This is a genomic window from Demequina gelatinilytica (assembly GCF_000971115.1).
In the GTDB taxonomy this organism is placed as follows: Bacteria; Actinomycetota; Actinomycetes; order Actinomycetales; family Demequinaceae; genus Demequina; species Demequina gelatinilytica.
In genome coordinates this window covers 49,645-76,531 of sequence record NZ_BBLV01000001.1, presented here as the reverse complement: position 1 = coordinate 76,531, position 26,887 = coordinate 49,645, and the positions used below count along the sequence as shown (strand labels likewise).

Below are 26,887 nucleotides of genomic sequence, written 5' to 3'. Positions count from 1 at the left end.
GGGTAGTAGGCGGATCAGCCGCCCTGCGCGGAGAAGTGCATCCAGTCGTCGAGCTTGTCCCACGTGCCGCCCCACGTCCAGCCGAGCTCCTCGAACTCGTCGATGATCTGCTGCTGCGTCTCGATCATGCCGGGGCGGAGCCAGTCGCGGTCCAGGTAGGCGCGCGCGAGCTCGGGGAACACGGCGCCGTCGCGCTGCCACGGGTTGTGGAAGGGGTTGATGTCGATCGCGAGGCCCTTCGCGTGCTCGGACCACACGTCGTAGCCACCGGTGACCTTGCGGCACTCGAAGCTGATGGTGACGTTCTGGTCGCCGGTGTGCGCCCCGTTGACCTCGGCCCACGTGGTGACGCGCATCTCCTCGATCGGGAAGCGGCGCTCGTACATGCCCTCGAAGGCCGTGACCACATCGTCGGCGTACTGCGCGGAGGTGATCATCTCGCCGGTGTGCGCCTGCCCGTCGAAGCCCCAGAAAGGCATGACGATGTAGGCGAGGTCGCTCGCCGGCACGGGGCACTCCTCGCGCCAGCTCGAGCGGGCGAGGACGTCCGCCGGCACCGTGGAGACGGTCGCGAACCAGGCGTCGTCCTCAGGGTCCGGGTAGGCGCCCTCGCGGGGCTCGAGGCGGCGGTCGCGCAGCTCGGCGGGCGTGGCGCCCGGCTTGCCCAGGCCGTTGTCCTGCTTCTTCAGCACGGTCGTGCCCAGCCACTCGGGTCGCGCGAACTCGGAGACGGGCGCGGCGGTCGCGGTCGGCTCCGGCGTGGCCGAGGTCTCGGCGGTCGGCGTGGGGGTCGCCGTCGGGGAGGGGACGATGCTCGGCCCAGGCGTCGCCGAGGCGGTGGGGGAGGTCTCCGGGGCGGTGGTGACGGCGCCGCTCCCCGGTGCCGTGGAGCCGTTGGACGAGGCCGAGCACGAGGCGACGGCCGCGGCCAGGCCCAGGCCGCCGGCGAGCACCGTGAGGACCACACGGGTACGGGTCGAGGCGAGGGCATGGCGGGGAGACATGCGGTCCAGGCTAGTGGGGGGCGCGTGGGCGTCGGTAGGTCGTGGTGGGATAGTGCCGTGACCGACCCCCGCGCCCGCCACCAGCAGCTCGTCCAAGAGATCGAGGCCCACCGCCACGCCTACTACGAGCTCGATGCGCCCACCGTCTCGGACGCCGAGTACGACTCTCTCGAGCGCGAGCTGCGGGAACTCGAGGCGCAGTGGCCCGAGCTCGCCACGCCCGAGAGCCCCACGCAGACCGTGGGCGGCGCGGTCGCGCAGGGCTTCGCGTCCGTGAAGCACCGCGAGCGGATGATGAGCCTCGACAACGCGTTCTCGATCGAGGACGTCGAGGCGTGGCTCGCGCGTGTGGAGAAGGACGCGGGCCCGCAGACGGTGGTGTGCGAGCCCAAGATCGACGGGTTGTCGATCTCGCTCACCTACGAGGACGGCGTGCTGGTCCGCGGCGTGACGCGCGGCGACGGCACCACGGGTGAGGACGTCACCGCGAACGTCCGCACCATCGCGGGGCTCCCGGATGCGCTCGCCGGGGAGCACGTGCCCGCGCTCGTGGAGGTCCGCGGCGAGGTCTACCTCCCGGTCGCGGCCTTCGAGGAGCTCAACGCGCGCCTGCTCGAGGAGGGGAAGGCGCCCTACGCCAACCCCAGGAACACCGCGGCGGGCTCGCTGCGCCAGAAGGATGCGACCGTGACCGCGACGCGACCGCTGGCGGTGACCACGTATGCGCTCGGCGCGCTCGAGTGGGGGGCCTCCGAGCCGCATCCGGCCATCGGCTCCCAGCATGGGATCTACGAGGTCCTCGCGTCGTGGGGCCTTCCGGTGACGGACCACGCGCGCGTGGTGAGCGGGGTCGACGAGGTCGCGGGCTACCTGCGGGAGCTCGAGGACAAGCGCCACTCGCTGGTCCACGAGATCGACGGCGCCGTGCTCAAGGTCGACGACCGCGGGGTGCAGGGCGCGCTCGGGTCGACGTCGCGCGCGCCTCGCTGGGCGATCGCCTACAAGTTCCCGCCGGAGGAGGTGCACACCACGCTCGAGGACATCCGCGTCGACGTCGGGCGCACCGGGCGCGTCACCCCCTACGGCGTCATGACGCCGGTGCTGGTCGCGGGGTCGACCGTGACCTTCGCGACGCTCCACAACGCGCATGAGGTCAGGCGCAAGGGCGTGCTCATCGGCGACACCGTGGTGCTGCGCAAGGCCGGCGACGTGATCCCCGAGATCGTCGGCCCCGTGGTCGCTGCGCGCACCGGCGCGGAGCGCGAGTGGACCATGCCCGCGGAGTGCCCGTCCTGCGGCACGCCCCTCGCGGAGCAGAAGGAGGGCGACAAGGACCTCCGTTGCCCCAACTCCGAGGGCTGCCCCGCGCAGATCGTGGATCGCATCGCGTTCATCGGCTCCCGCGGTGCGTTCGACATCGAGGTGCTCGGTGAGAAGGCCGCCGCGGCGCTCGTGGAGTCCACGGTGCTCGCGAACGAGGCGGGGCTCTTCGCGCTCACCGACGAGGACCTGCGCCGCGTACCGCTCTTCGTGCTCGAGAAGGACTCGAAGGTGAAGGGCGTCGAGCGCCAGGCCGGCGACCTCTCGACCAACGGCCAGAAGCTGCTCGACAACCTCGCCGGCGCGCGCTCGCAGCCGCTGTGGCGGGTCCTGGTGTCGCTCTCGATCAGGCACGTCGGTCCCACGGCGAGCCGTGCGCTCGCGACAGCCTTCGGCTCGATGGACGCGATCCGCGCCGCATCCGAGGAGCAGCTCGCCGCCGTCGAGGGTGTCGGTCCCGTGATCGCCGAGTCCGTGCTGCAGTGGTTCACGGTGCCGTGGCACGTCGAGATCGTCGAGCGCTGGGCCGCCGCGGGCGTGCGCATGGAGGACGAGCGTGACGAGTCCATCGCGCGCACCCTCGAGGGGCTCACCATCGTCGCGACCGGCTCGCTCGAGGGCTTCACCCGCGACTCCGTGAAGGAGGCGATCATCTCGCGTGGCGGCAAGGCTGCGGGCTCGGTCTCGAAGAACACCGACTACGTGGTGATCGGGGCGAACGCGGGCTCCAAGGCCGCCAAGGCCGAGTCGCTCGGCGTCCCCATGCTCGACGAGGCCCAGTTCGTGCGGCTGCTCGCGGACGGTCCCGCCGGCCTCGACTGACCCCTGACGCGCGTCGGCGGGCGTGGGTAGGCTGGCCAGCAAGGGGGAGGGAGGAACGTATCGTGATGAACTCCGCAACCGTCATCGGCGTCGTCGCCGGCGTCGTGGTCCTGGCGGTCCTCGTGACGGTCATCGCCGTCTCGGTGGCCCGCCGCGGCCCGCAGCCCCCGCGCTCGCACCCGCATCCGCATCCGCGCGACCAGGCCGGACGCGGTCCGACAGGCCAGCATCCCGACCCGGTCGAGGGGACGCCGTCAGAGACGTCGGTCCCTCACTGGGACCGCCGCATCGACCCGAACGAGGGCCCACAGTGAGATCTGCCGTCCGCGTCATCAAGCCCGACGAGAAGTCCCGCCTCCAGGAGATCGGCGAGCTCACCGCGCTCGCGTACCTCGCGGACGGCCTCGTGGACCATGCCCACCCGTACCTCCCGCAGCTGCGCGATGCCCAGGCTCGAGCGGAAGGTGCCGAGCTGCTCGCGATGATGGATGGCGAGAAGGGTGAGGGGTCGATCGTCGGGACCATCACGCTCGTGCCCCCGGGGAGCCCGTTCATCGAGCTCGCCCAGGACGGCGAGTACGAGCTGAGGATGCTCGCGGTCTCCCCCATCGAGCGGGGCCGCGGCATCGGGCGCGACCTCGCCCGCGCCGCCATGGAGAGGGCCGTCGAGGAGGGCGCGCCGCGCATCGTCCTGTCCACCATGGAGACGATGCACGTGGCCCACCGCCTGTACGAGCGCATGGGCTTCACGCGACGCGAGGAGCTCGACTGGTTCGTGGTCGACAACGAGGACGGCTCGGTGACCCGGGTTCCGCTCGAGGGCGGCAGGGCGCCGGAGGGCGCCATCCGGCTGCTCGGCTACGCCTGGGAGCCGTCTGCCTGAACGAGGGCCGTACGGCGCAGCGCCGTGACGGGGACCTCGCGCCACTAGACTCGTCGCCATGTCTTCCCTTGAGCGATCCGATGTGGCGCGCCTCGCGGCGCTCGCCCGCATCGACATGACCGACGCGGACCTCGACCGCCTCTCGGGCCAGCTCGCCGTGATCGTCGACGCCGTCGCCAAGGTGGCCGAGGTCGCCGGCGAGGACGTCCCGGCGACGAGCCACCCGATCCCGATGGCCAACATCCATCGCGAGGACGTGGTCCGCCCGTCCCTCGCGCAGGACGATGCGCTGGCCGCCGCGCCCGACGCGGAGGAGGGGCGCTTCCGCGTCCCGCAGATCCTGGGGGAGGAGGCCTGATGGCTATCGACTGGACTCGGAAGACGGCCGCCCAGATGGCCGACGCCCTCGCCGCCGGCGAGGTCACCTCCGTGGAGCTGGTGCAGGCGCACCTCGACCGCATCGCCGCCGTGGACGGCACCGTGGAGTCGAACAGCGTCCACGCGTTCCTCCACATCGACGCCGAGGGCGCGCTCGAGACGGCGCGCGCCGTCGACGCGGACCGCGCCGCGGGCGTGGAGCTGCCTCGCCTGGCGGGCGTGCCGATCGGCATCAAGGACGTCCTGGTCACCAAGGGCCTGCCCACGACCGCCGGCTCGCGCATCCTCGAGGGCTGGATCCCGCCGTACGACGCGACGGTGACCCGCCGCGTCCGTGAGGCGCGCATGCCGATCCTGGGCAAGACCAACATGGACGAGTTCGCGATGGGCTCCTCGACCGAGCACTCCGGCTACGGCCCGACGCGCAACCCGTGGGACCTCGACCGCATCCCCGGCGGCTCGGGCGGCGGCTCGGCCGCGGCGCTCGCGGCCTTCGAGGCGCCCCTCACCATCGGCTCGGACACCGGCGGCTCGATCCGTCAGCCCGCATCGGTCACCGCGACCGTGGGCGTGAAGCCGACCTACGGCGGCGTCTCGCGCTTCGGCGCGATCGCGCTCGCCTCCTCGCTCGACCAGCTGGGCCCCTGCGGCCGCACGGTGCTCGACACCGCGCTGCTTCACGAGGTCATGGGCGGCCACGACGAGATGGACGCCACGTCGCTGGACGAGCCCGTCCCGGCCGTCGTCGAGGCCGCCCTCGAAGGCGCGCAGATGGACCTCACCGGCGTGAAGGTCGGTGTGGTCCGCGAGCTGAGCGGCGCGGACGGCGGCTACCAGGCCGGCGTCACGCAGCGCTTCGAGGAGTCGCTCGACAAGCTGCGCGCCATGGGCGCCGAGATCGTCGAGGTCTCCTGCCCGTCCTTCGAGTACGCGCTCGCCGCGTACTACGTGATCCTCCCCTCGGAGGCGTCGTCCAACCTCGCGAAGTTCGACTCGGTGCGCTTCGGTCTCCGCGTCGAGAAGCCCACTGTCGAGAAGACGATGCTCGCGACCCGGGCCGAGGGCTTCGGCGACGAGGTCAAGCGACGCATCATCCTCGGCACCTATGCGCTGTCGGCGGGCTACTACGACGCCTACTACGGCTCGGCGCAGAAGGTGCGCACGCTGGTCCAGCGCGACTTCGACGCCGCGTTCGCGCAGTGCGACGTGCTCGTGTCGCCCACGACTCCGACCACGCCGTTCAAGATCGGCGAGCGGATCGACGACCCCCTGGCGATGTACCTCAACGACATCGCGACCATCCCCGCGAACCTCGCGGGCATCCCCGGCATGTCGCTGCCGTCGGGCCTCGCGCCCGAGGACGGCCTGCCGGTCGGCTTCCAGATCCTGGCGCCGGCCCACGAGGACGCCCGTCTGTACCGCATCGGCGCCGCCCTCGAGGCGTCGCTGACCGCCGAATGGGGCGGCCCGCTGTCCGCGCAGGCCCCGGAGCTGGAGGTGGCGTCGTGAGCGCCATGACCTACGAGCAGGCGATGGAGGAGTTCGACCCGGTCTTCGGTATCGAGGTCCACGTCGAGCTCAACACCAGGACCAAGATGTTCTGCGGCTGCGCCAACGAGTTCGGCGCCGAGCCCAACACGCAGGTCTGCCCGGTGTGCCTCGGCCTCCCGGGCGCCATGCCGGTGACCAACCAGAAGGCCGTCGAGTCGGCGATCCGTCTGGGCCTCGCCCTGGGCTGCTCGATCCGCGAGTCCTCGCGCTTCGCCCGGAAGAACTACTTCTACCCGGACCTGTCGAAGGACTACCAGATCTCGCAGTACGACGAGCCCACCTGCTACGAGGGCTCGCTGGACGTGGTCCTCGACGACGGCACCGTGGTGACCGTCGCCATCGAGCGCGCGCACATGGAGGAGGACGCCGGCAAGAACACCCACGTGGGTGGCTCGGGCGGCATCCAGGGCGCCGACTACTCGCTGGTCGACTACAACCGCGGCGGAGTGCCGCTCGTGGAGATCGTCACCAAGCCCATCACGGGCATGGGCGACCGCACCGCCGAGGTGGCGCGCGCCTACGTCGCGACCATCCGTGACATCGTGCGGGCCCTAGGGATCTCGGACGGCCGCATGGAGCAGGGCTCGGTGCGTGCCGACGTCAACCTGTCCCTGCGCCCCAAGGCGGTCGCGGGCGAGTCGCAGGATGATGTCCCCTTCGGCAAGCGCTCCGAGACCAAGAACGTCAACTCGCTCCGCGCGATCGAGCGCGCCGTGCACTTCGAGGCAGCCCGCCAGGCGTCGCTGCTGCTCGCCGGCCAGCCGGTGGTGCAGGAGACCCGTCACTGGCACGAGGACACCTCGTCGACCACGCCGGGCCGATCCAAGGAGGAGGCGGAGGACTACCGCTACTTCCCGGAGCCGGACCTGCTTCCGGTGCAGCCGTCGCGCGAGTGGGTCGAGGAGCTCCGCGGGACCATCCCCGAGCATCCCGCCAAGATGCGCGCGCGCCTGCGCGAGGAGTGGGGCTTCTCCGACCTCGAGATGCGCGACGTGGTCGCCGCCGACGCCCTGGTCCTCATCGCGGACACGGTCGCCGCGGGCACCACGCCCCAGGCTGCGCGCAAGTGGTGGATGGGCGAGCTGTCGCGCGTGGCGAACGACCGTGAGGTCGCGCTGACGGCGCTGCCGCTGACGCCTGCCGCGATCGCCGAGCTCCAGGGGCTGGTCGACTCGGGCAGGATCAACGACAAGCTCGCGCGCCAGGCTCTCGAGGGTGTCCTCGCGGGAGAGGGATCGCCCGCCGAGGTGGTCGCCTCGCGTGGCCTCGAGGTCGTCTCCGACGACTCGGCGCTCGAGAAGGCCGTCGACGAGGCCCTCGCGGCCCAGCCCGACGTCCTCGCCAAGATCCAGGACGGCAAGGTCCAGGCCGCCGGCGCGATCGTCGGAGCGGTCATGAAGGCGACGCGCGGCCAGGCCGATGCGGGTCGCGTGCGGGAGATCATCCTGCAGCGCGCCGGCGTCGAGGCCTGACGGCACCGCCGAAGGGAACGAGCCATGCTCAGCAAGACCCCCGTTCGCCGCGTCGCGAGCGGGGGTCTCGCGCTGTCCGGCCCCGCCTGCGCGCTGACCTTCGACGACGGCCCCAACGGCCTCGACACGATCCGCCTGCTCGACTTCCTCAAGTCGCGCGGGATCCGCGCCGTCTTCGCGGTGATCGGCTCCGAGATCCTGCGCCCCGCGGGCGAAGGCGGAGACGGGACCCCGATCCCTTCCGGCGCCGAGGTGCTGCGCCGCATCGTCGCCGACGGCCACGTGCTCTGCAACCACTCCACCTCCTACGAGGCGATGGGGGAGTGGGACGCGCTCTCGGTGCGCGACGACATGCTCAAGAACCTCGCGATCATCGAGTCGGTGGTCGGCGACGAGGTCCCCGTGCCCTACTGGCGCGCGCCCAACGGCGCGTGGGGTGTGACGGCGCCCGTGGCGGTGCGGCTCGGGATGCAGCCGCTCGACGTGGTCAACACGGTCGAGGACTGGGTCGAGCAGGACCCGGCCGTGCTCGCCTCGCGGCTCCGGCTCGCGATGGTGCCGGGCGAGCTGGTGCTGCTGCACGACGGCGGCGGCAACCGTTCGGGCACCGTCGACGCCGTGATCGAGGTGGTCTCCGAGCGCCTTGCCGAGGGCTGGCGGTTCGTGCTCCCGGAGATGCCCTAGCCGCGAAGCCACGCACGGTACGGCGCTGCCGGCCGAGCGGCCATCACGCAGTCGCGGCGACGGTGCGCACCACGCTGGCGGGACCGACCACCCCGGCCATGGCGAGGACACGCCGCGGGCCGACTGCCGCGCCGCCTGCTCCGCGCGAACGGCATGCTTCGCGCCGCGGGGGCCGCCACGTCCCGGGTCAGGCGGCGTCGGGTCTCGCGCTCGGGGGCTCACCGCGACGGGGCCGCCAGGCGCGTGGCGGCCCGAAGCGAGCGCGTCCGCCTTGGCGGGGCACGCGCGCCGGATCGACGCTGCTGGGCGGGATGAACCAGATCTCGGTGTCGGTGGCGCGGACGGTCCAGCCTTGGTCGTGGATGACGTGATGGCAGTGGGAGCACAGGAGCGCGCCGTTCGACAGGTCCGTGCGGCCGCCTCGGGACCAGAACTGGAGGTGATGGGCCTCGCACCAGGCGGGTGGGACGCCGCAGAAGGCGCAACCGCCGTCCCGCTCGCCCAGCGCGATGCGCTGGGCGCGAGTGAAGGGGTAGGTGCGGCGGCCGAGGTCGAGAAGCTCGCTCTTGGAGCCCAGGACGGCGGGGACGACGAAGGCGGTGGCGGCAAGCCGACGCGCGGTCGCGATGTCGACGGGTTGGCTGCATCCATCGACCTCGCCGAGGCCCGCTCCGGTCCTGAGGTCGGTCTCGCTGACACGCACCACGACCGTGGTGGAGCCGAGCAGGGGCGTGGTGGACTCGCAGCCCAGCGCGTGTCGGGCGAGGTCGGCGAGCGCGTCCGCGCGCATCTGATCGGTGGTGCGCTCATCGACGCCCGGGTTGGCGCGGCTGGCGCGCATCGCATCGCCGACCAGCGCATCGAGCGCCGCGCGCACCGGCGCGGCCGTCTCGGGGTCGAGCTCGCCGTTGATCACCAGCATCCCGGCGCGGTTCTCCCACATGCGGAGGTGGCGTGCGCGGCGCATGCGGGCAAGGTTGCGTTCGTGCTGCTCGATGTCGAGGGCAGCCCTGAAGCGGGCCACGATCCTGGCGAAACGCGTCGCATCCAGCCCGAGAGCCCTCTCGACCAGCTGTGAGGCCGCGACCCGCTTCGCCTCCTCGGGTACTCCCTCGGCAAGCGAATCGAGCATGGTGATGATCTGGGCGCCGCAATCCGCTGAGATCTCGCCCTGGAGCAGCGCCGCCGCGACGGCCGGATAGCGGGACGCGGCGGGCCTCGGCGTCGGCGGTTCCGGCGGAGGGGCAGGCGGCGGGTTCCCCTCGGGGCTGTCGGGAGCGGCGTCCCGGCCGTCCCCGGCCCCGCCTTCGGGATCGTCGGACCCGTCGTCAGGCTTGCCCCCTTCCATCTCCTCCAGCGTGCGTCCCACCTCGAGCAGGCGCCACGCTTCGGCGCGCGTGGTGCCCATCGCGGCCGCCACCAGGTCCGCGGCGCTGCGGTAGCCGTGATGCTTCGCGAGCCCGCCGCCGGGGACATCGGACCGGATCGCGATGTCGTGGGCGGTGCGGGCGAGCACCATGTCCACCTCGCGAGCCAGCTGCGCCGCATCCCCCAGGCGCTTCACCACGTCCGCCGCTCCGCCCGAGGATGCGAGCCCGCGCATGGTCCCCACCGCCGCGCGTGCGTCCAGGCATGCGCGCCGGAACGAGCCGACCGCCGGGTCGGCGCCCGGGTCCGCATCGAACAGGTTCGGGATGTCCATGGCTCCATCCCACCACGAGGGTCTGACATCGCGCGCCGATCATCCTCCCAGGTAGATGTGGAAATTGCGCGTGCGACAGGGCCTGTGGACATCGCCCCGTGGATGCGGGTGGGCGGGCGGTCGCCTCCCCGGTCCCGCCGCCGTCGACCTTGCCGGCACGGGCCTTGACCTTCCAGTCGAGTGGAAGGAATAGCGTCGAGAGTTGTTGCCACTCCCAAGGAGGTCCCCATGGCTCACGATCACGCGACGATGGCTCACGACGAGCCCGCTCAGCGCGACGACCAGCACCAGCACCACGACCAGCACCAGCACGACGACCACGCCCACCACGGCACCGACCACAGTGGCCACGCGATGGTCTTCAAGCGCCTGTTCTGGTGGAACCTGGTCCTCGCGGTCCCCGTGATCGCGACCAGCGAGATGGTCGAGGGCTGGCTCGGCTACGACCTTCCGGGCAGCGCGTGGATCCCACCGCTGCTGGGCACGGTGATCTTCGCGTGGGGCGGCTGGCCGTTCCTCAGCATGGCCTGGCGCGACGAGATCAGCGTCCGCAAGCCGGGCATGATGACGCTCATCAGCCTCGCGATCACGGTCGCGTTCCTGGCGTCCGCGGCGGCGACGCTCGGCATCGGCGACCTCAGCTTCTGGTGGGAGCTCGCCGCGCTGATCGTGGTGATGCTGCTCGGCCATTGGCAGGAGATGAAGGCCGTGGGGCAGGCGCAGGGCGCGCTCGCCGCTTTGGCCGAGCTCCTGCCGGACGATGCGGAACGCGTCACCGGAGACGGCGGGACCGAGCATGTGAGCATCGGCGACCTCGAGCAGGGCGACACCGTGGTGGTCCGTCCGGGCGGCCGGATCCCGGCCGACGGCAGCATCGTCCGGGGCGACGCCAGCGTGGACGAGTCGATGATCACGGGCGAGTCCGCACCCGTCGCGAAGCACGAGGGCGACCGCGTGGTCGCCGGAACCGTCGCGACGGACGGATCGCTCCGGGTCGAGATCACCGCGACGGGCGACGACACCGCGCTCGCGGGCATCCAGCGCATGGTCCAGGACGCGCAGAGCAGCCGCTCCGGCACCCGCCGGCTGGCCGATCGCGCGGCCGCGTGGCTGTTCTGGATCGCGCTGGGGGCGGCCGCGCTCACCTTCGCGATCCACGCCGCCATCGGCGATCCCGCGCAGGGGCTCAGCGCGGCGGTGTCCGTCCTGGTGATCGCGTGCCCGCATGCGCTGGGCCTCGCGATCCCGCTGGTCATCGCGATCGCCACGTCGAGCAGCGCCAAGCAGGGGATCCTGGTCAAGGACACCGCGGCGCTCGAGGCGATGCGCACCGTCGACACGGTGCTGTTCGACAAGACCGGCACCCTCACCGAGGGCTCGCACCGGCTGACCGAGGCTGCGACGATCGACGGCTGGGACGAGGACCGCATGCTCGCCCTCGCCGCAGCGGCCGAGTCCGACTCCGAGCACCCGATCGGGCGCTCCGTGGTCGCCGCCGCCCAGGACAGGGGGCTCGATGTCCCGTCCGCGGATGACGTCGAGACCATCCCGGGCAAGGGCGTCCGCGCGCACGTCGACGGCAGCGACGTCGCCGTCGGCGGGCCGGCGCTGCTTGAGGAGCTCGGCATCGAGGCCTCCTCGGGCCTGGACGATGCGGCCGCCGGGTGGCGCGAGAAGGGCGGCGCCGTCCTGCACGTCGTGGTCGACGGCCAGGCGGTCGGTGCGTTCACCGCGACGGACCCCGTGCGGGACGAGTCCCGCCAGGCCGTCGAGGCGCTGCACGCGCGCGGTATCGACGTCGCGCTCATCACGGGCGACTCGCAGGCCGTGGCCGATGCGGTGGCGGGCGAGCTGGGCATCGACGACGTCTTCGCGGAGGTCCTCCCCGACGACAAGGACAAGGCTGTGGGCGATCTCCAGTCCCGTGGCAGGAAGGTGGCGATGGTGGGCGACGGCGTGAACGATGCGCCCGCGCTCGCCCGCGCGGATGTGGGCCTCGCGATCGGTGCCGGTACCGACGTGGCGATGGAGGCCGCGGGCGTCGTGCTCGCGGGCTCGGATCCGCGCGCGGTCGCGAGCGTGATCACGCTGTCGCATGCGAGCTATCGCAAGATGCGCCAGAACCTCGTCTGGGCCACCGCCTACAACGTGGTCGCGATCCCGGTCGCGGCGGGCGCCTTCCAGTGGGCAGGCCTCACCATGCCTCCCGCGGTCGCGGCGATCGCGATGAGCCTGTCGACCATCGTCGTCGCGGCCAACGCCCAGACGCTGCGGCGCGTGGAGCTCGACCCTGAGCAGGTCGGCGCCTGAGCGGTGCCGTGCCCGTAGCCTCGGAGCAGTCCCCACGAAGGAGCGTCCCTTGCCGCTTGTCATCCTCATCACCGGCGCCTCGTCCGGCATGGGCCGCGAGGCGGCCCTCCGGCTCGCCGCCGACGGTCATACGGTCTACGCCGCCGCGCGCCGCACCGACCTGCTCGAGGCGCTGCGGCCGCACGGCATCGTCCCGCTCGAGCTCGACGTCACGAGCGACGAGGACTGCACGCGCGCTGTCGCCACGGTGCTCGACGAGTCCGGTCGCATCGATGTCCTTGTCAACAACGCCGGCTACGGGCTGTACGGGCCCGTCGAGGAGGTGCCCCTCGAGGAGGCGCGTCGCCAGTTCGACGTCAACCTCTTCGGTCTCGCCCGCCTCACGCAGCTGGTGCTGCCGCACATGCGGGAGCGCGGCACGGGGAGGATCGTCAACATCTCGTCGATGGGCGGCAGGATCTACACGCCGATGGGCGCGTGGTACCACGCCTCCAAGCACGCGCTCGAGGGTTGGTCCGACTGCCTGCGCTACGAGCTCGCGCCGTTCGGGATCGACGTGGTCGTCGTCGAGCCGGGCAGCGTCCGGAGCGAGTGGGGCCCGCGCATGAGCGGACGGCTCGCGGACTTCGCGGACGGCCCGTACCGGGCGATGGTGGCGTCCATGGTCGCGAGCGGCGGCGATGGCCGCGACAGGGCCACGCCGGCCGCCGTGCTCGGAGAGGTGTTCGCGGAGGCCGCCACCGCGCCGCGGCCCAGGCGCCGCTACGTCAAGGGTTATCTCGCGCGCCCGGCCATGGCGGTGCGACGCTGGCTGGGCGACGGGGTCTACGAAGCGATGGTGCGGCGTCTCGCGAGCTGACGGGGCGCGGCGCGGCTCAGCCCTGCGCGGCTCAGCCCTGCGCGCCGAGCTTCTCGAGCAGAAGCGCCTGCGCGAGCACCATGCGCTCGATCTCCGCGGGGTCGACGCTCTCGTCGGACGCGTGGATGCGCGACTTATCCATGTCCTCCGGCCCCCAGAGCGCGAACTCCGCCGCCGGGCAGGCCTCGCGCAGGGTCTGGAGCAGCGGGATGGAGCCGCCCGACCCGACCTCGCTGACCTCCATCCCGAAGGCCTCCGTCATCGCCTCGCGCGCCGCCGCGACGGCCGTGCCGCCGCCGGGCACCAGGAACGCCGGAGCGGCCTTGACGCGCTTGACCTCGACCTGCGCGCCCCACGGCGCGTGGGTCTCGAGGTGCGCGACCAGGGCGTCGAGCTCCGCCTCGGGGTTGGATCCGGGGACGATGCGCATGGAGATCTTCGCGCTCGCGGCCGGGTGGATCACGTTGGAGGAGTCCTTGATCGACGTGATGTCGACACCGATCGCGTTGATCGACGGCTTGGCCCACAACCGGTCCGAGATGGTCCCCGTGCCGATGAGCGAGACGCCGTCGAGCAGGGGAGCGCCGTCGCGGAAGCTCTCCTCGCTCTGCACCGCGCCCTCCCACGTGCCCGTGGTGACGCCCTCGACCGCGACCTCGCCCGCATCGTCCACCAGCGAGGACAGCAGGCGCGCGAGCGCCATCATGGCGTCGGGGGCGGCGCCGCCGAAGACTCCGGAGTGCAGCGGGTGGTCGAGCGTGCGCACCGTCACGGTGCAGGACACGTCGCCGCGGAGCGCCGTGGTCAGCACCGGCTCGCCGGCGACCAGGTTGCCCATGTCGCAGACCACGAAGAGGTCGCACTGGAACAGCTCCGGGTGCGCCTCGACGAACTCCTCGAGGTTGCTCTCGGTCTCCTCCATGCCCTCGAGGATCAGGCGGAGCGTGACCGGCGGCTGCCCGTCGAACGCGCGCAGCGTGCCCAGGTGGGTCGCGATGCCGGACTTGTCGTCGGCGGCGCCGCGGCCGTAGATGCGGCCGTCGTCCTTCACGGTGGGCATGAACGGCTCGGTGGTCCATCCCTGCGAGACGGCGGCGGGCTGCACGTCGTAGTGCGCGTACAGCACCACCACCGGGGAGCCGGGAGGACCTGCGATCTCGCCGTAGATGGGCGGGTAGCCCCATGGCACGTCCATGAGGCGCGCATCCGCGAAGCCGGCCTCCTGGACCAGCTCGAGCGTGCGCTGCGCCATCGCGTGCACGGGCTCCTCGGGGTAGCCGGGGAACGCGATCGACGGGATCGAGATGAGCTCCTTGAGGTCCTCGATGACGCCGGGCATGAGGTCATGGACCTTCGCGGCCATGGACGTTGCGGGCATGGGTGAACGCCTTTCCGTGCGGATGCGGGTCAGAAGAATGCGCCGATGAGCGCGCCGACCACGACTGTAGTGAAGGAGAGGATCGCCATCGGCACGAAGAAGCTGTGGTCGAGCAGCTTGGTGCCCAGCTTGGTCGAGCCGGTCTCGTCGAAGTTGGCCGCGGCGATCTGGGGGCCGTTGGCCGGAAGCGTGTAGACGCCGCCGAGGCCGCCGGCCCACATGCCCGCCACCGAGCCGACAGGCAGCCCTGCCGCGAGGCCGATGGGGACGATGGTGTTGGTCGCGGTCGACTGGCTGGTGGTCATCGCGGCGACCAGGAACACCGCGAGGGCGAAGATGAAGCGGAAGTCGGTGACCCAGGAGCCGACCGTGGACACGATGTAGTCCTCGTGCGCCGCGATGAACGTCGCCGTGAGCCATGCGATGCCGAACAGCGCGATGGCGGCCACCATGCCCGCCTTGAACACCGACTGGTCGGGGACCGATGCGACCTTGGGCCGGCCGACGAAGATGATGATCGCGCTCACGACGAGCATCACCAGGATGATGGTGACGCCCATCCCGACGCGCACCTCCTCGCCGTCGACCGTGTAGGTGGGGCGGAGGGCCTCGAAGATGCCGAACAGCACGATCGCGAGCACTCCCAGCAGGAACGTGATCGCCGCGTTCCTGCCGCGCGCCGTGTAGGTGAGGTGCGCCGTGGAGCTGCCGCCCGCATCGGGCCGCAAGGCGGCGACGGCGCCGGCCGCGATGCGCTCCTGGATCTCGGGGTCGTCGTCCATGTCCTTCCACATGCGGTTCACCACGAGCGACGTGACCACGATGCCGATGACGCACGCGGGGAACGTGATCGCGAGGATCTGCGCCAGACCCAGGTTGTAGGGCGCGACGTCGGTGAAGGCGAGCATCGCGGCCATGGCGGCGGACACCGGCGAGGCGGCGAGCGCGATGCCGGACTGGACCACCGTGACCGTGAGCGGCCGTGCCGGCCGGATGCCGTTCTTGACCGAGAGGTCGTAGACCACGGGCAGCAGCGGGAAGACGATGTTGCCGGTCCCGGCACCCGCGCAGAACAGGAACGCGGTGAGCGGCGCGATGACCGTGATCTGCTTGGGCCGCTTCTCGATGACGCGCGCCGCCATGGCGACCATCCAGTCGATGCCGCCCGCGGCCTGCATGAGCGCCGCGGAGGTGACCACGCCGAGGATGATGCCGATCGCCGTGATCGGGGCCTCGCCCGGCGCCTCCCCGAAGAGGAACACGAGGACGAACATGCCGACGCCGCCCCAGATGCCGACGCCCACGCCGCCGGCGCGGGTGCCCAGCACGATCGAGCCGAGCACCACGATCGCCTCGAGCACGAAGCTGATGGTCATGGTCCGCCCCTCCGGGGCCGCCGGAGGCCCCGAATACGGACATTACGCGCGCGCTCCGACACGCGCCCGTCGAGGGACGATGCCGGGTCCGGCTACGCGGTGTAGGTCCCGGCGGCCGCGGCGTACGCCGCCATGATCTCGGGCCGCGTGTCCTTCTCCGGCGCCGCGACCACCGCGAGCGGCCACGCGGGCCGTGTCCCCGTGAGCGCCCACGCCGCCTGCACCGCAGCGCCGGCGGCCACGTACTCGCCGGGCTCGGGCACCTCGACGGGCACGTCGAAGACCTGCGCCGCGATCGCCTGGACCGCCGGGTTCTGCGCCGAGCCGCCGACCAGGAGCGCGCGCGTGGCGGACACCCCCGCGGACAGGATCGCCTCCATCCCGACCGCCTGCGCCGCGAGCATGCCCTCGATCGCGGCGCGCGCCATGTTCGCGCGCGTGGTGTTGGCCAGGGTCATGCCCGACAGTGTCGCGGTCGCGTCGGGCAGGTTCGGGGTGCGCTCGCCCTCGAAGTAGGGGACCAGGGTGAGGCCGCCCGCGCCGGGCTCGGCCTCGAGGGCCAGCGCGCCGAGCTCGTCGTAGTCGACGCCCAGCACCCGGGCGAAGGCGTCGAGCACGCGGGAGGCGTTGAGCGTGCACACGAGCGGCAGGTGCTCGCCCGAGGCCGAGGCGAAGCCCGCCACGATCCCGGTCGCGTCGCGGAAGCCCCGCTCGGTCACCGCGAACACCGTGCCGGACGTGCCGAGCGAGATGACCACGTCGCCCACGGCCGCTCCCAGGCCCAGGCCCGCCGCGGCGTTGTCGCCCGCACCGGGGCCCACCAGGCAGCCCTCGTGGCCGGCGATCTCGGGCAGGACGGTGCCCGCGCTCTCGCCCGGCCCGAGCACGCGCGGGACCACGGCATCGTGCCCCAGCGCGGTGACCAGCAGGTCGCGGTCGTACTCGCCCGTGGCGGCGCTCCAGTAGCCGGTGCCGGACGCGTCGGAGCGGTCCGTGGTGAGCGCCTCGAGGTCGGGTCCCAGCGGGGACGACGCCGCGGGCCCGTAGCCCCGCAGACGCCACGTGAGCCAGTCGTGGGGAAGCGCGACCGCCGCGACCCGCGCGGCGTTCTCCGGCTCGGCGTCGCGCAGCCAGCGCAGCTTGGTCGACGTGAACGATGCGACGGGCACCAGGCCCGTCCTGTCCGCCAGGGCGTCCGCGCCGAGCTCGGCGATGAGGTCCGCCGCCGCGCCCGCGGAGCGGGTGTCGTTCCACAGCAGCGCGTCGCGGACCACCTCGCCCGCGGCGTCGAGCGCGACCATGCCATGCTGCTGGCCGCCCACGGAGATGGCGGCGACGTCGGCGAGGCCGCCCGCTTCGGCGAGCGCTGCGAGCAGCGCGTCCCACCAGGACGCGGGGTCCACGGAGGTGCCGTCCGGGTGCGATGCGCGCCCGGTGCGCACCACGGCACCGGTGTCGAGGTCGCGGATCACCACCTTGCAGGACTGGGTGGAGGAGTCGACGCCGGCGACGAGGGTCATGCGCGGGCCTTTCGTTGATCAGGCGGGAGAAGGTGCGTCCCGGCCGCCCCAAGGAGGTCGGGCGGCCGGGACGCGGGAGGGGGGAAGGTCAGCGGGCGCCCATGAGGTGCTCGACAGCGAGCTGCTGCAGGCGCACGAAGCCGAAGCCCTTGCCGTTGTAGTACGCGTCCGCGTCGAAGTCCTCGTACGCGGAGGCGTCGGCGAGGAGGTCGGAGATCGTCTCCCCGGCGCCCAGGGTGGTCTGCGCGAGCTCGTGCTGCTTGGTGGCCGCGATGGCCTCCTGCACCTCGGGGTCGGCGCGGAACGCGGCCGCGCGCTCCTTGAGCGCGAGGTACATCCGCATGTTCGCCCGCGCGGACTCCCACACGCCGTCGAAGTCCTCGGTGCGCGAGGGCTTGTAGTCGAAGTGGCGGGGGCCGGTGTAGGACGGGCCGCCGTCGGGGCCGCCGTTCTCGAGCAGGTCCACCAGCGCGAACGCGTTCTGCAGGTCGCCGTGGCCGAACACCAGGTCCTGGTCGTACTTGATGCCGCGCTGGCCGTTGAGGTCGATGTGGAAGAGCTTGCCCTGGTACAGCGCCTGAGCGATGCCGGCGGTGAAGTTGAGGCCCGCCATCTGCTCGTGGCCGACCTCGGGGTTGAGGCCCACCAGCTCGGGGTGGTCGAGCGTCTCGATGAACGCCATCGCGTGGCCCACGGTCGGCAGCAGGATGTCGCCGCGGGGCTCGTTGGGCTTGGGCTCGATCGCGAACTTGAGGTCGTAGCCCTTCTCCAGCACGTAGGCGCCGAAGATGTTCGCCGCCTCGCGGTAGCGCTCGAGCGCGACCCGGATGTCCTTCGAGAAGTCGTACTCGGCACCCTCGCGGCCGCCCCACATCACGAAGGTGGTCGCGCCCAGCTCGGCGGCCAGGTCGATGTTGCGCAGCACCTTGCGAAGGGTGAAGCGGCGCACCGCGCGGTCGTTGGAGGTGACGCCGCCGTCCTTGAACACCGGGTGGGTGAAGGTGTTGGTGGTGATCATCGGGATCTTCATCCCGGTCTCGTCGCACGCCTTCTTCAGCGCGTCGATCGCGGCGCGACGGTCCGCGTCCGAGCACCCGAAGGGGAAGAGGTCGTCGTCGTGGAACGTCATGCCGTAGGCGCCGAGCTCCGCGAGCTTGTGGATCGCCTCGACCGCGCCGAGCGGGCCGCGCGTCGCGGAGCCGAACGGGTCCGCAGCCGGCCAGCCGATGGTCCAGAGGCCGAACGTGAAGTGATCGGCCGGGGTGGGGGTGAGCGACATGCTCGAACTCCATTCGTCATTGAGCGGGGTAAAATGTTCCCGCAGGAAACATATACCCGACGGGCGGCTCCGTCAAAGCGGGGCGCACGCGCGTCGACGGGCGGGGCGCCCCGGCCGACGACAGGGTGTCCCGTGGTGGCCCGCCGCGTGCGATCCGGAGTCCGGAGCACCCCGATCCGAGGCGCGGGGGATCACGGTGCAGGCGAGTCCCGGGCATACTGACGAGCACGAAGGAGGAACGATGCCAGAGGCGACGGGGATCACGGACGCGACCGACGAGTCGCCCGCGGAGGCGCGCGTCGCCGCCGCGCGTGGCAGCCGCAACGACCACACGCGCCGCCACAACCTCTCGGCGCTCCTCACCGCTGTCCACTACGGCGGCCCGCTCACCCGCGCGCAGCTCACGCGCGACACCGGGCTCAACCGCTCGACCATCGGCGGCCTGGTGACGGAGCTCGCGGAGCTCGGCCTGGTGATCGAGGACGCGGCCGCAGAGACCGGCGCGGTCGGGCGTCCGAGCCTCATCGTGCGGCCGCGGCGCGATGTGGTCGCGCTCGCCCTCCACCCCGATGTGGACGCCCTCGAGCTGGGCGCCGTCGCGATCGACGGGACGGTGCTCGCGCGTCGGCGCGCTTCGGTGAGCGCGCCGCCCACGCCCGCCGATGCGGTCGCGTTCGCCTGGGAGGCGGCCCGCGAGGTCGCGGCCGAGCTCGACGGGCCTCGCATCGCGGGCCTGGGCGCCGCGGTGCCCGGGCTGGTCTCGGTCGACGGCGAGGTGGTGGTCGACGCGCCGCACCTCGGCTGGCGCGAGGTGTCGTTCAGGGAGCAGCTCGCAGAGGCGCTCGAGCTTCCCGTGACGGTGGGCAACGACGCCAACATGGGCCTGCGCGCCGAGTGGAGCTTCGGGGCCGCGCGCGGCATCGACACCGTGGTCTACCTCAACGGATCCGCGTCCGGCATCGGCGGCGCGGCGCTCGTGGGCGGGCGCATGCTCCGCGGCGGTCGCGGCTACGGCGGCGAGTTCGGCCACATGATGATCCGTTCGAACGGCGAGCGCTGCTCGTGCGGGCGCCGCGGCTGCCTCGAGACGGAGGTCAACGCCCCGCGCCTCGACGCCGCCGCGCACGACGACGCGGCGCTGGACGGCTACGCCGAGACGCTCGCGCTCGCGATCGCCAACCTCGAGTGCGCCTTCGATCCCGATGCCGTGCTGCTCGCGGGCTACCTGGGCGGGCTGTTCGACGTGCGGCGCGAGCTGGTCCAGCAGCGCGTCCGCGCGCTCGCGTTCCGGCCCGATGCGGAGGACGTCGCCATCGCGCGGGCCGCGCTCGGCGGCAACCGGCTGCTCATCGGGGCCGCGGAGCGCGCGTTCGCGCCGCTGCTCCAGGACCCCGCCGGGACCCCGCTCACGGTGGCCGCGTGATCACGGTCGGGGTGCCGTCGCGCGAGGTGGCCGACGCCCTGGGCGACCCCGGCGAGGGTGCCCGCGTGATCGTCTGGAACCCCGCCGAGGGCGAGGTCCCGGAGGCCGAGCGCGACCGCATCGTCCTCATGTGCATGCCGCACTGGACGGGAGGGCGCCGCGTGTACGGGCGTCTCGCCGCGTGCCCGAACCTCCGCGTGGTGCAGATCGCCTCGGCCGGCTATGAGCACATCGCGCCCTTCGTTCCACCGGGCGTCACGCTCGCGAACGCGCGCGGCGTCCACGACACGCGCGTCGCGGAGATGACGATGCTGCTCGCGCTCGCCTCGCAGCGGCGCCTGCCGCGGTTCCTCGACGCGCAGCGGCGCGGCCGGTGGGAGCCCGACCAGGACACGCCGTCGCTCGCGGACTCGCGCGCGCTCATCGTCGGCTACGGAAGCATCGGCGAGGCGATCGCGGTGCGGCTGCGCGCGAGCGAGGTCCACGTCGAGGGCGTCGCGCGCACGTCCCGCACGGCGCCCGACGGGACCCTGGTCCACGCGATCGCGGACATCCACGGGCTGCTGCCGGGCTTCGACATCGTCATCCTTGTCACGCCGCACACGGAGGAGACGGACAAGCTCGTCGACGCGCGCTTCCTCGCCGCGATGAGGGACGATGCGCTGCTCCTCAACGTCGGCCGCGGCAAGGTGGTCGACACCGATGCCCTGCTCGCGGAGCTCGAGAGCGGGCGGCTGCGCGCGGCGCTCGACGTCACCGATCCCGAGCCGCTGCCCGACGGGCACCCGCTGTTCAGCGCGCCGGGCTGCATCGTGGTGCCGCACATCGCGGGCACCGAGCGGCTGACCGATCGTCGCTACACGGACCTGGTGCGCCGTCAGATCGCGGCGCTCGTGGGTGGCGAGGAGCCTGTCAACGCGGTGCTGATAGGCGCCTTCCCCACGTAGCCCCCCGTCGCGGGGAAGGCACCGCCCCTCAGACCCGAGCACATCGCGCTCGGTGAACGACCCCCCTCAGGCTCAGGCTAGACCCGCGCGGGTCGGCGCGCGCGGCGAGGCCGCGCGGGTGCGGACGCGTCGATCCGGCCCTCCGCCACCGCGGTCCACAGGTGAAGCGCGGCGTAGGCGCGCCACGGCCGCCAGGCCTCCGCGGCTGACGCGAGGGCTGCCGCGTCGAGCCCCGCGGCGCGCTGCAGCACCAGGTCCCCCGTGGGGAAGGCATCCGGGTCGCCCAGGGCGCGCAGGGCCACGTACTCGGCGGTCCATGGCCCGATCCCGGGGATGGCGAGCAGCGCCCGGCGCGCCTCGGTGCGGTCCGCGCCCGGCCCCAGGTCGAGGGCGCCGTCGAGCATCGCCCGCGCCGCCGCGGAGATCGCGCGCCACCGCGCCTGCGGGATCAGCCCGCTCGTGGGGTCGACGTCGGCGAGCTCTGCGGGCCCGGGGAACACGCTTCCCATGCCGGCCGGGACGGTCGCCATGCGTGGATCCGCCTCATGGCCGCCTCGCGGGACGCTCGGCTCCGGAGCCCAGCGCTCGACCAGCGCGCCCAGCGTCCGCCGCGCGCCCGCGACGCTCACCTGCTGCCCCACGATCGCCCGGACGACCATCTCGAACGGTGCGACCGCCCCTGGCACGCGCAGGCCCGGCGTGGCCTCCACATGCGCGGCGAGCAGGGGCGAGGCTCCGAGCGCCGCGTCGACCGCCGCGGGGTCCGCGTCGAGATCGAGCAGGCGACGGCACCGCGCCACCGCCGTGCCGAGGTCGCGAACATCCGCGAGCGAGAGCCTGGCGCTCACGTAGCCGTCCGCCGGCGCGAGGCTCACACGCCCCGGCCCGTGCGGGAGCGAGAGGGTGCGGGAGTAGGACGTGCCGTCCCAGGACTCGACGCCGTCGACGGCGCGCGCGCCGAGGAACGCGAGCGTGCGTGCGGTGGTCGCCGGTCGGCGGTGCCTCAGGCGAAGCTCGAGGCGTGCCTCTCCAGGGAGCGCCGCCTGGGGTGCCGCCCCGCGCCCGCGCACCTGCGACGGGGTGAGGTCCCACGCCGACCGCGCGGCGTCGTTGAACTGCCGCACCGACCCGAATCCCGCGGCGAAGGCGACCTCGGAGACGGGCATCTCCGTGCCCTCGAGCAGCGCGCGGGCGTGGTGGAGACGATGCGCGATCGCGAGGGCCTGCGGGCTTGCGCCGAGCTCGTCGACCAGCACGCGCGACACGTGCCGCTCGGTGTAGCCGAGCCTGCGCGCGAGGCCCGCGACCCCCTCGCGCTCGACCAGCCCGTCGTCGATCATCCGCATCGCGCGGCTCGCGATGTCCTCTCCCACCTTCCAGCGGGGCGAGCCGGGTGCATCGTCCGGGAAGCATCGGCGGCATGCGCGGAAGCCGGCGCGCTGAGCGGCGGCAGCGCTCGGGTAGAAGGTGACGTTGGCGCGGGCGGGGGTGCGGGCGGGGCACGAGGGCCGGCAGTAGATGCCCGTGGTGCGGACCGCGGTGAAGAACTGCCCGTCGTAGCGGGCGTCCTTACCGTGGATCACCGCGTAGCGCGTGTCGTCGTCCCACATGCTCATGAGTGTGACCCATGGAAGGGAGGTGGCGCTCGCGGTCATCGGACATGGCCTGAACGCCTTCGCGTGTGCGGAGCGCCCCTCGGCGGTGCTCCGCGCGTCGCGATCAGGTGGTCACGCCGCGGCTCGCGAGCGCATGGGCGGCGAATGCGAAGTACGCGATCTGGACCACGGCCGCCGCACCGTATCCCAGCGCGAGCCCCGCACGTGCCCGACGCGTGGCGGCGGACTCCCCGCGCCGGATCGCGCGCATGCTGGCATGGCCGAAGGCGATGGCCGCGGGGAACAGCAGCAGGGACCCTGAGGCCACCGCCGCCGTCGCCAGCCAGTCCTTGCGCTGGTCCGGGCGTCGTCCCAGATACGGGTAGTAGCCGTGCGGAAGCTCGGGGTGGCCCACGTATCCCAGGTACTCGCGTGCAGGAGTCTCCATGACCGGTCCTTCCCGTCGGGGAGGGCGCCATGCCGGGAGGGCGTCGGCATGGGCCGTGCGCCCGGGTGGGCGCCCTCGCTGGCGGGACTCACGCTACGACGCGTGTGTGTCGGCGCGGTGTCGACCGGGAAATAACCTTGTTACGCCCGTGAGTGCCGTAGCGCGGCGAGCGCGACCTCGCGCTCGGCGGCGTGGTCGACCATCGGTGCGGGGTAGGCGGGGGTGTCCAGCTCGGGGATCCACCGCTCCGCATAGTGTCGGTCCGGGTCGTAGCGGTCCGCCTGCGTCGTGGGGTTGAACACGCGGAAGAAGGGCGCCGCGTCCCGCCCGGTGCCTGCGACCCACTGCCAGTTGAGCTGGTTCTGCGCGTGGTCGTAGTCGAGCAGCGCGCGGCGGAAGTGGTCGGCCCCGCGCTGCCATGGCAGGTGGAGGTCCTTGACCAGGAAGCTGGCGACCACCATGCGGACCCGGTTGTGCATGGCTCCCGTCGCGGCGAGCTCCCGCATGCCGGCGTCGACCAGCGGGTAGCCGGTGCGGCCGTCGCGCCACGCCATGAACGCCTGGTCGGCCTCGCGGCCTGCGGCCCAATGCGCGTCCGGCATGACCGGGGTCAACGACTCGCGCTGGGCGCGCGGGTGGTGGAACAGGACATCCGCATGGAAGTCGCGCCACGCGATCTCCGACTCGAGCTTGCGGGCGGCGTCGCCGGGGACGGCGCCGGTCGCAGCGAGCAGCGTGCGCGGGTGGAGCTGGCCGAAAGCCAGCGGCACCGAGACGTGCGACGTCGAGTCGAGGTCGGGCCGGTCGCGCTCGACGGCGTAGCGCGCGAGCGGTCCGTCGACGTAGTCCGCCCAGGCCTGGACGACGCGCTCCTCGCGGAACTCGTGCGGCGCCGCGAGCGGGTCGTCGGTGTCGCCGCGCGCCGCCTCCTGGTCGAGGTCGACGTCCGAGGCGACGCGCACGAACGCGTCGGGGTCCGCGGGCGGCGCGGGCGCGGGCCAGCCGTGCTCGCGCCACGCGCGGGAGAACGGCGTGAACACCTTGTACTCGGTCCCGTCGGCCTTGACGATGCGCCCCGGTGCCACGGCGTACGGCGTGCCGACCAGGCGCAGCTCCCGACCGTCCGACTCGAGAGCCGCGCGGACCGCGTCCTGAGCGGCGATGCCGGCGGGGGAGGCCTCCCTCGCCGCGACGACCACCCGCGCATCGTGCTCACGGGCGCTCGAGAGGATCGCGTCCGCGGGGTCCCCGCTGCGGACGCCGAGCGCCCCGCCCGTGTCCTCGCGCAGGCTCCACAGCACGCGCGCGAGGTGGGCGCGGCGACGACCGGACCACAGGTGGACGCCGCGGTTCCATGCGAAGACCGCCGCGGCCCGGCCGTCCTCCTGCGCCGCGAGCAGGGCCGGGTTGTCCGCGAGCCGTGCGTCTCTGCGCACCCACCACACCGACGTCATGGTGCGCTCAACGCCTGGGCGGCCCGGCGTGATTCCACACCCTTGACAGCATATCGATCATCGTTATTATCGATTTTCGATAGGGGGTGGTCGATGAAGGTCATGGTGAGGCGCTCCGCGATCGGGGTGGTGCAGTGGACCGCGATGGCGCTCGCGGTCGTGTCGGCGGTCTGGGCGCTGGCGTGGGCGCTCGGTCCGAACGGCGTCGACGTGATCGAGCTGTGGCGTCTCGGCGATGTGCTCATGTGGTCGGATGCGAACACCCTGGGGCCGAACGAGGCCGTCACGATCGACGGGGAGGCCGGCGTGCAGTCCGCGATCGCGGCGCAGCAGCTCGCGGGGGGTCTCCAGTCCACGTCCAACGGTGACTTCGGTGTCGAGTTCTACGGCAACGAGTCGCATGTCACCATCTATGGGGCATCGCGCGTCGAACAGTTCGCGTGGATGGCGGTCCGCGCGCTCCCGCTCGCCGGGGTCGCCGTGATCTGGTGGCTGGTGTTCCGCACCGTTGGCGAGATCCGCCGCGCTGCGGGGTTCGGGCCTGCGGCCTCGCGCCGCATCATCGCGATCGGGGTGCTCGTCGCCGTCGGCTCACCGCTCGCGGCGTGGGCGCGGTGGGCGGTCGCCGACTGGATCGTCGAGGGCTCGGCTGCGGGAGCCGTCGCGACGGCGGCGCCGCTCGCCGTCAACCTGTCGGTCGTCGTGGCGGGCCTCGTCATCATGGCCCTGGGCGTCGCGTGGCGCGAGGCCGCGGCGATGCGGAGGGACCTGGAGGGTCTGGTGTGAGCCCGGCCGAGGTCGACGACCACCGCATCGTCTGCACGCTCGACGCGATGCTCGAGGCGCGCGGCGTGACCCTCACCGAGCTCGCTGAGCGCGCGGGCGTCACCGTCGTGAACCTCTCGGTGCTCAAGAACAACCGTGCGCGCGCCGTGCGCTTCTCCACCCTCACGGCGATCTGCCAGGCGCTGGACTGCGACGTCTCGGACCTCCTTCGCATCGGCGGCTGACGCGCCGGGGATGCGAGCGCTCGCCCTCGTGCGCTGAGGCGGCGCATGGCGAAGGCCCCGCCTGGCGTGCTGCCTGACGGGGCCTTCGGACTGAGATCGGGGGCTATGCGACGGCGACCGGCGCGTGCTTCTCGACGTGCGCGATCGCGGCGTTGACGAAGCCCCCAAGGACGGCGGCCGAGGCCTCGTCCTGGAGCGAGCCGTCGGCGCCGAACGCGTCCGCGCGGTAGTGGAAGAAGGTCTCCGGCTGGCCCATGGTGGGGGCGTCGTAGTGGCCCAGGATCGCGCGCAGGTGCTGCTGCGCGGCGGCGGTGCCGGCGGCGCCGATCGAGGCGCCCATGATCGCGACGGGCTTGCCCGCGAACGAGCCCTGGCCCCACGGGCGGGCCGACCAGTCGAGGGCGTTCTTGAGGACGCCGGGGATCGAGCGCGAGTACTCGGGGGTCACGATTATGACGCCGTCGACGTCGGCGATCGCCTGCTTCCAGTCGCGCGCCACCTGCGGGTAGTCCGCGTCGTGGGCGTAGTCGTAGAAGGGCAGGTCCTTGTACTCGAGGAAGACGAACTCGACGTCGTCGCTCGAGGCGAGGCTGGGGAGGGCGTTGGCGACCTGGCGGTTGATGGAGGCGTCGGCGATGGAGCCGACGATGATGCCGATGCGGGTCATGGGAGTCTCCTGTTCAGGGTGAGGGTGGAGGCGCCGACTCCGTCGTCGGTCGATCACCCCAACGAGGGTGACGCGTCAACTATTCCAGAAGATGATGCATCAACCAAGTTGTGCGTCACGCGATCACGGCAGGGCCCGCGACCGGAGCCATCGCCTGCGTCGCCATGGGCACGCCGACCTCGGGGCTCAGCGGTGCTGTGCCTGCGGCATCGATGGCGGGCACAGGCGTCGACGGGACCGCGGCACGCGCACGTCGCACATGCACCGTGAACCCGGCCGCATCCGCGAGCAGCTCCGCAGCCTGCTGCCACAGCGCGGCATCGGAGCACTCGCCCGCCTCGCCGAAGGCGGCGGGGTCCATCGCGAGCGAGCGCTCGGGCTGGCCCGCGACCTCGGCTCCCGCGTCGTTGAGGATGGTGCGCAGATGCGCCACAGGGGAGAAGAGGCCCTCGTGCGGACGCGCGACACCCGCGATCATCACGGGCATGCCTGCCAACGGGCTCGGCGTCGATGCGGCCCAGTCCAGCGCGTGCTTGAGCGTGCCGGGGATCGAGCGCTCATGGCTGGGCGTGACGACGATCAGGCCGTCGACCCCGGCGAGGGCGCACTTCCACGCCGCTCCGGCCGACGGCATCGGCGCGTCGGTGTACGGCGGGTGCATCGGCAGCGCCTGGGGCGTGAGCTCCACCAGCGTGGTGCCGCGCGACGCGGCGCGGTGGAGCAGCGAGGAGAGCAGTCGCGTCGATCGCGCCTGCGGGAGCTGGCCTAGCAGCAGACCGATCGTCGGCATCGTTCCCCCTTGGGT

24 protein-coding genes are annotated in these 26,887 nt (G+C 72.6%); 13 read left to right on the top strand and 11 right to left on the bottom strand.

From position 1 onward, the window contains the following. Window positions 1-14: 14 nt before the first annotated feature. On the bottom strand, window positions 15-1,004 hold the full coding sequence (locus AOM00_RS00350) for a M15 family metallopeptidase (protein WP_082096373.1): 990 nt from the start codon (window positions 1,002-1,004) through the stop codon (window positions 15-17). Between AOM00_RS00350 and ligA the strand changes: the two genes are divergently transcribed. The 7 genes from ligA to AOM00_RS00315 all read left to right on the top strand — a co-directional run bounded on the left by ligA (window position 990) and on the right by AOM00_RS00315 (window position 8,114). Further along, window positions 990-3,146 (top strand): NAD-dependent DNA ligase LigA, encoded by a 2,157-nt coding sequence (ligA, locus tag AOM00_RS00345; RefSeq protein WP_082096372.1) that lies wholly within the window; start codon window positions 990-992, stop codon window positions 3,144-3,146. The two genes, AOM00_RS00350 and ligA, sit on opposite strands and share 15 nt — an antisense overlap. 62 nt (window positions 3,147-3,208) lie before the next feature. After that, entirely contained in the window at window positions 3,209-3,460 is a 252-nt protein-coding gene (locus tag AOM00_RS00340; RefSeq protein ID WP_156158952.1) for a DUF6479 family protein, read from the top strand. After that, window positions 3,457-4,029: a GNAT family N-acetyltransferase gene (locus AOM00_RS00335; RefSeq protein ID WP_082096371.1), complete on the top strand. Its 573-nt coding sequence runs from the start codon at window positions 3,457-3,459 to the stop codon at window positions 4,027-4,029. Before AOM00_RS00340 ends, AOM00_RS00335 begins: the two co-directional genes overlap by 4 nt. Before the next feature lie 58 nt (window positions 4,030-4,087). Continuing rightward, complete coding sequence (gene gatC / locus AOM00_RS00330) at window positions 4,088-4,387, top strand: Asp-tRNA(Asn)/Glu-tRNA(Gln) amidotransferase subunit GatC (RefSeq protein ID WP_062515898.1); 300 nt, start codon at window positions 4,088-4,090, stop codon at window positions 4,385-4,387. Continuing rightward, window positions 4,387-5,916, top strand: coding sequence for an Asp-tRNA(Asn)/Glu-tRNA(Gln) amidotransferase subunit GatA (gene gatA, locus AOM00_RS00325; RefSeq protein ID WP_062515897.1), 1,530 nt, complete (start codon window positions 4,387-4,389; stop codon window positions 5,914-5,916). The genes gatC and gatA overlap by 1 nt, the downstream gene beginning before the upstream one ends. Before the next feature lie 5 nt (window positions 5,917-5,921). Further along, on the top strand, window positions 5,922-7,430 hold the full coding sequence (gatB, locus tag AOM00_RS00320; RefSeq protein WP_062516080.1) for an Asp-tRNA(Asn)/Glu-tRNA(Gln) amidotransferase subunit GatB: 1,509 nt from the start codon (window positions 5,922-5,924) through the stop codon (window positions 7,428-7,430). A gap of 24 nt (window positions 7,431-7,454) precedes the next feature. Beyond that, window positions 7,455-8,114, top strand: coding sequence for a polysaccharide deacetylase family protein (locus tag AOM00_RS00315; protein ID WP_062515896.1), 660 nt, complete (start codon window positions 7,455-7,457; stop codon window positions 8,112-8,114). Window positions 8,115-8,301: 187 nt separating this feature from the next. Here AOM00_RS00315 and AOM00_RS00310 read toward each other — a convergent pair whose 3' ends face one another. Then, window positions 8,302-9,816, bottom strand: coding sequence for an HNH endonuclease (locus AOM00_RS00310; RefSeq protein ID WP_062515895.1), 1,515 nt, complete (start codon window positions 9,814-9,816; stop codon window positions 8,302-8,304). 228 nt (window positions 9,817-10,044) lie between these two features. Here AOM00_RS00310 and AOM00_RS00305 point away from each other — a divergent pair, with 228 nt between their 5' ends. Beyond that, window positions 10,045-12,126 (top strand): heavy metal translocating P-type ATPase, encoded by a 2,082-nt coding sequence (locus AOM00_RS00305; RefSeq protein ID WP_228373355.1) that lies wholly within the window; start codon window positions 10,045-10,047, stop codon window positions 12,124-12,126. A gap of 49 nt (window positions 12,127-12,175) precedes the next feature. Next, a complete protein-coding gene (locus tag AOM00_RS00300; RefSeq protein WP_156158951.1) occupies window positions 12,176-12,985 on the top strand; it encodes an oxidoreductase in 810 nt (269 codons plus the stop codon). Between the two features lie 31 nt (window positions 12,986-13,016). On the opposite strand, the gene AOM00_RS00295 is transcribed toward AOM00_RS00300, so the two are convergent. The 4 genes from AOM00_RS00295 to xylA form a co-directional block, all read right to left on the bottom strand. Then, a complete protein-coding gene (locus AOM00_RS00295) occupies window positions 13,017-14,363 on the bottom strand; it encodes a M20/M25/M40 family metallo-hydrolase (protein ID WP_062515894.1) in 1,347 nt (448 codons plus the stop codon). A 29-nt stretch (window positions 14,364-14,392) separates the two neighbouring features. Next, a complete protein-coding gene (locus tag AOM00_RS00290; protein ID WP_062515893.1) occupies window positions 14,393-15,739 on the bottom strand; it encodes an anaerobic C4-dicarboxylate transporter family protein in 1,347 nt (448 codons plus the stop codon). A 92-nt stretch (window positions 15,740-15,831) separates the two neighbouring features. Beyond that, window positions 15,832-17,259 carry a xylulokinase gene (gene xylB / locus AOM00_RS00285; protein WP_062515892.1) on the bottom strand — a complete coding sequence of 476 codons (1,428 nt, stop codon included), beginning with the start codon at window positions 17,257-17,259 and terminating at the stop codon, window positions 15,832-15,834. An 88-nt stretch (window positions 17,260-17,347) separates the two neighbouring features. Beyond that, window positions 17,348-18,538 (bottom strand): xylose isomerase, encoded by a 1,191-nt coding sequence (gene xylA, locus AOM00_RS00280; protein ID WP_062515891.1) that lies wholly within the window; start codon window positions 18,536-18,538, stop codon window positions 17,348-17,350. A gap of 241 nt (window positions 18,539-18,779) precedes the next feature. Between xylA and AOM00_RS00275 the strand changes: the two genes are divergently transcribed. Then, complete coding sequence (locus AOM00_RS00275; RefSeq protein ID WP_062515890.1) at window positions 18,780-19,961, top strand: ROK family protein; 1,182 nt, start codon at window positions 18,780-18,782, stop codon at window positions 19,959-19,961. 128 nt (window positions 19,962-20,089) lie between these two features. Next, window positions 20,090-20,908, top strand: a complete 819-nt coding sequence (locus AOM00_RS00270; RefSeq protein WP_439644913.1) for a 2-hydroxyacid dehydrogenase — start codon at window positions 20,090-20,092, stop codon at window positions 20,906-20,908. Between the two features lie 77 nt (window positions 20,909-20,985). On the opposite strand, the gene AOM00_RS00265 is transcribed toward AOM00_RS00270, so the two are convergent. The 3 genes from AOM00_RS00265 to AOM00_RS00255 form a co-directional block, all read right to left on the bottom strand. Continuing rightward, window positions 20,986-22,524: an AlkA N-terminal domain-containing protein gene (locus AOM00_RS00265; RefSeq protein WP_062515888.1), complete on the bottom strand. Its 1,539-nt coding sequence runs from the start codon at window positions 22,522-22,524 to the stop codon at window positions 20,986-20,988. Between the two features lie 103 nt (window positions 22,525-22,627). Beyond that, entirely contained in the window at window positions 22,628-22,951 is a 324-nt protein-coding gene (locus AOM00_RS00260) for a DUF4190 domain-containing protein (protein WP_062515887.1), read from the bottom strand. Between the two features lie 140 nt (window positions 22,952-23,091). Next, window positions 23,092-24,387: a cryptochrome/photolyase family protein gene (locus AOM00_RS00255; RefSeq protein ID WP_267127704.1), complete on the bottom strand. Its 1,296-nt coding sequence runs from the start codon at window positions 24,385-24,387 to the stop codon at window positions 23,092-23,094. Between the two features lie 111 nt (window positions 24,388-24,498). Between AOM00_RS00255 and AOM00_RS00250 the strand changes: the two genes are divergently transcribed. Together AOM00_RS00250 and AOM00_RS00245 are read left to right on the top strand one after the other, a co-directional pair. Beyond that, window positions 24,499-25,191, top strand: a complete 693-nt coding sequence (locus tag AOM00_RS00250; RefSeq protein WP_062515885.1) for a hypothetical protein — start codon at window positions 24,499-24,501, stop codon at window positions 25,189-25,191. Beyond that, window positions 25,188-25,415: a helix-turn-helix domain-containing protein gene (locus AOM00_RS00245; protein ID WP_228373354.1), complete on the top strand. Its 228-nt coding sequence runs from the start codon at window positions 25,188-25,190 to the stop codon at window positions 25,413-25,415. Before AOM00_RS00250 ends, AOM00_RS00245 begins: the two co-directional genes overlap by 4 nt. A gap of 103 nt (window positions 25,416-25,518) precedes the next feature. On the opposite strand, the gene AOM00_RS00240 is transcribed toward AOM00_RS00245, so the two are convergent. Together AOM00_RS00240 and AOM00_RS00235 are read right to left on the bottom strand one after the other, a co-directional pair. Beyond that, window positions 25,519-26,082: an NADPH-dependent FMN reductase gene (locus AOM00_RS00240; RefSeq protein WP_062515884.1), complete on the bottom strand. Its 564-nt coding sequence runs from the start codon at window positions 26,080-26,082 to the stop codon at window positions 25,519-25,521. A 115-nt stretch (window positions 26,083-26,197) separates the two neighbouring features. Further along, window positions 26,198-26,872: an NADPH-dependent FMN reductase gene (locus AOM00_RS00235; RefSeq protein WP_062515883.1), complete on the bottom strand. Its 675-nt coding sequence runs from the start codon at window positions 26,870-26,872 to the stop codon at window positions 26,198-26,200. Between the last annotated feature and the right edge of the window lie 15 nt (window positions 26,873-26,887).

What these genes read in the sequence shown, in the direction of transcription:
- ligA (WP_082096372.1), top strand. Translation starts at nt 990, where the DNA reads ATGGCGGGGAGACATGCGGTCCAGGCTAGTGGGGGGCGCGTGGGCGTC.
- AOM00_RS00350 (WP_082096373.1), bottom strand. Translation starts at nt 1,004, where the DNA reads ATGTCTCCCCGCCATGCCCTCGCCTCGACCCGTACCCGTGTGGTCCTC.
- gatC (WP_062515898.1), top strand. Translation starts at nt 4,088, where the DNA reads ATGTCTTCCCTTGAGCGATCCGATGTGGCGCGCCTCGCGGCGCTCGCC.
- gatA (WP_062515897.1), top strand. Translation starts at nt 4,387, where the DNA reads ATGGCTATCGACTGGACTCGGAAGACGGCCGCCCAGATGGCCGACGCC.
- gatB (WP_062516080.1), top strand. Translation starts at nt 5,922, where the DNA reads ATGACCTACGAGCAGGCGATGGAGGAGTTCGACCCGGTCTTCGGTATC.
- AOM00_RS00315 (WP_062515896.1), top strand. Translation starts at nt 7,455, where the DNA reads ATGCTCAGCAAGACCCCCGTTCGCCGCGTCGCGAGCGGGGGTCTCGCG.
- AOM00_RS00310 (WP_062515895.1), bottom strand. Translation starts at nt 9,816, where the DNA reads ATGGACATCCCGAACCTGTTCGATGCGGACCCGGGCGCCGACCCGGCG.
- AOM00_RS00305 (WP_228373355.1), top strand. Translation starts at nt 10,045, where the DNA reads ATGGCTCACGATCACGCGACGATGGCTCACGACGAGCCCGCTCAGCGC.
- AOM00_RS00295 (WP_062515894.1), bottom strand. Translation starts at nt 14,363, where the DNA reads ATGCCCGCAACGTCCATGGCCGCGAAGGTCCATGACCTCATGCCCGGC.
- AOM00_RS00290 (WP_062515893.1), bottom strand. Translation starts at nt 15,739, where the DNA reads ATGACCATCAGCTTCGTGCTCGAGGCGATCGTGGTGCTCGGCTCGATC.
- xylB (WP_062515892.1), bottom strand. Translation starts at nt 17,259, where the DNA reads ATGACCCTCGTCGCCGGCGTCGACTCCTCCACCCAGTCCTGCAAGGTG.
- xylA (WP_062515891.1), bottom strand. Translation starts at nt 18,538, where the DNA reads ATGTCGCTCACCCCCACCCCGGCCGATCACTTCACGTTCGGCCTCTGG.
- AOM00_RS00275 (WP_062515890.1), top strand. Translation starts at nt 18,780, where the DNA reads ATGCCAGAGGCGACGGGGATCACGGACGCGACCGACGAGTCGCCCGCG.
- AOM00_RS00270 (WP_439644913.1), top strand. Translation starts at nt 20,090, where the DNA reads ATGTGCATGCCGCACTGGACGGGAGGGCGCCGCGTGTACGGGCGTCTC.
- AOM00_RS00265 (WP_062515888.1), bottom strand. Translation starts at nt 22,524, where the DNA reads ATGAGCATGTGGGACGACGACACGCGCTACGCGGTGATCCACGGTAAG.
- AOM00_RS00260 (WP_062515887.1), bottom strand. Translation starts at nt 22,951, where the DNA reads ATGGAGACTCCTGCACGCGAGTACCTGGGATACGTGGGCCACCCCGAG.
- AOM00_RS00250 (WP_062515885.1), top strand. Translation starts at nt 24,499, where the DNA reads ATGAAGGTCATGGTGAGGCGCTCCGCGATCGGGGTGGTGCAGTGGACC.
- AOM00_RS00240 (WP_062515884.1), bottom strand. Translation starts at nt 26,082, where the DNA reads ATGACCCGCATCGGCATCATCGTCGGCTCCATCGCCGACGCCTCCATC.
- AOM00_RS00235 (WP_062515883.1), bottom strand. Translation starts at nt 26,872, where the DNA reads ATGCCGACGATCGGTCTGCTGCTAGGCCAGCTCCCGCAGGCGCGATCG.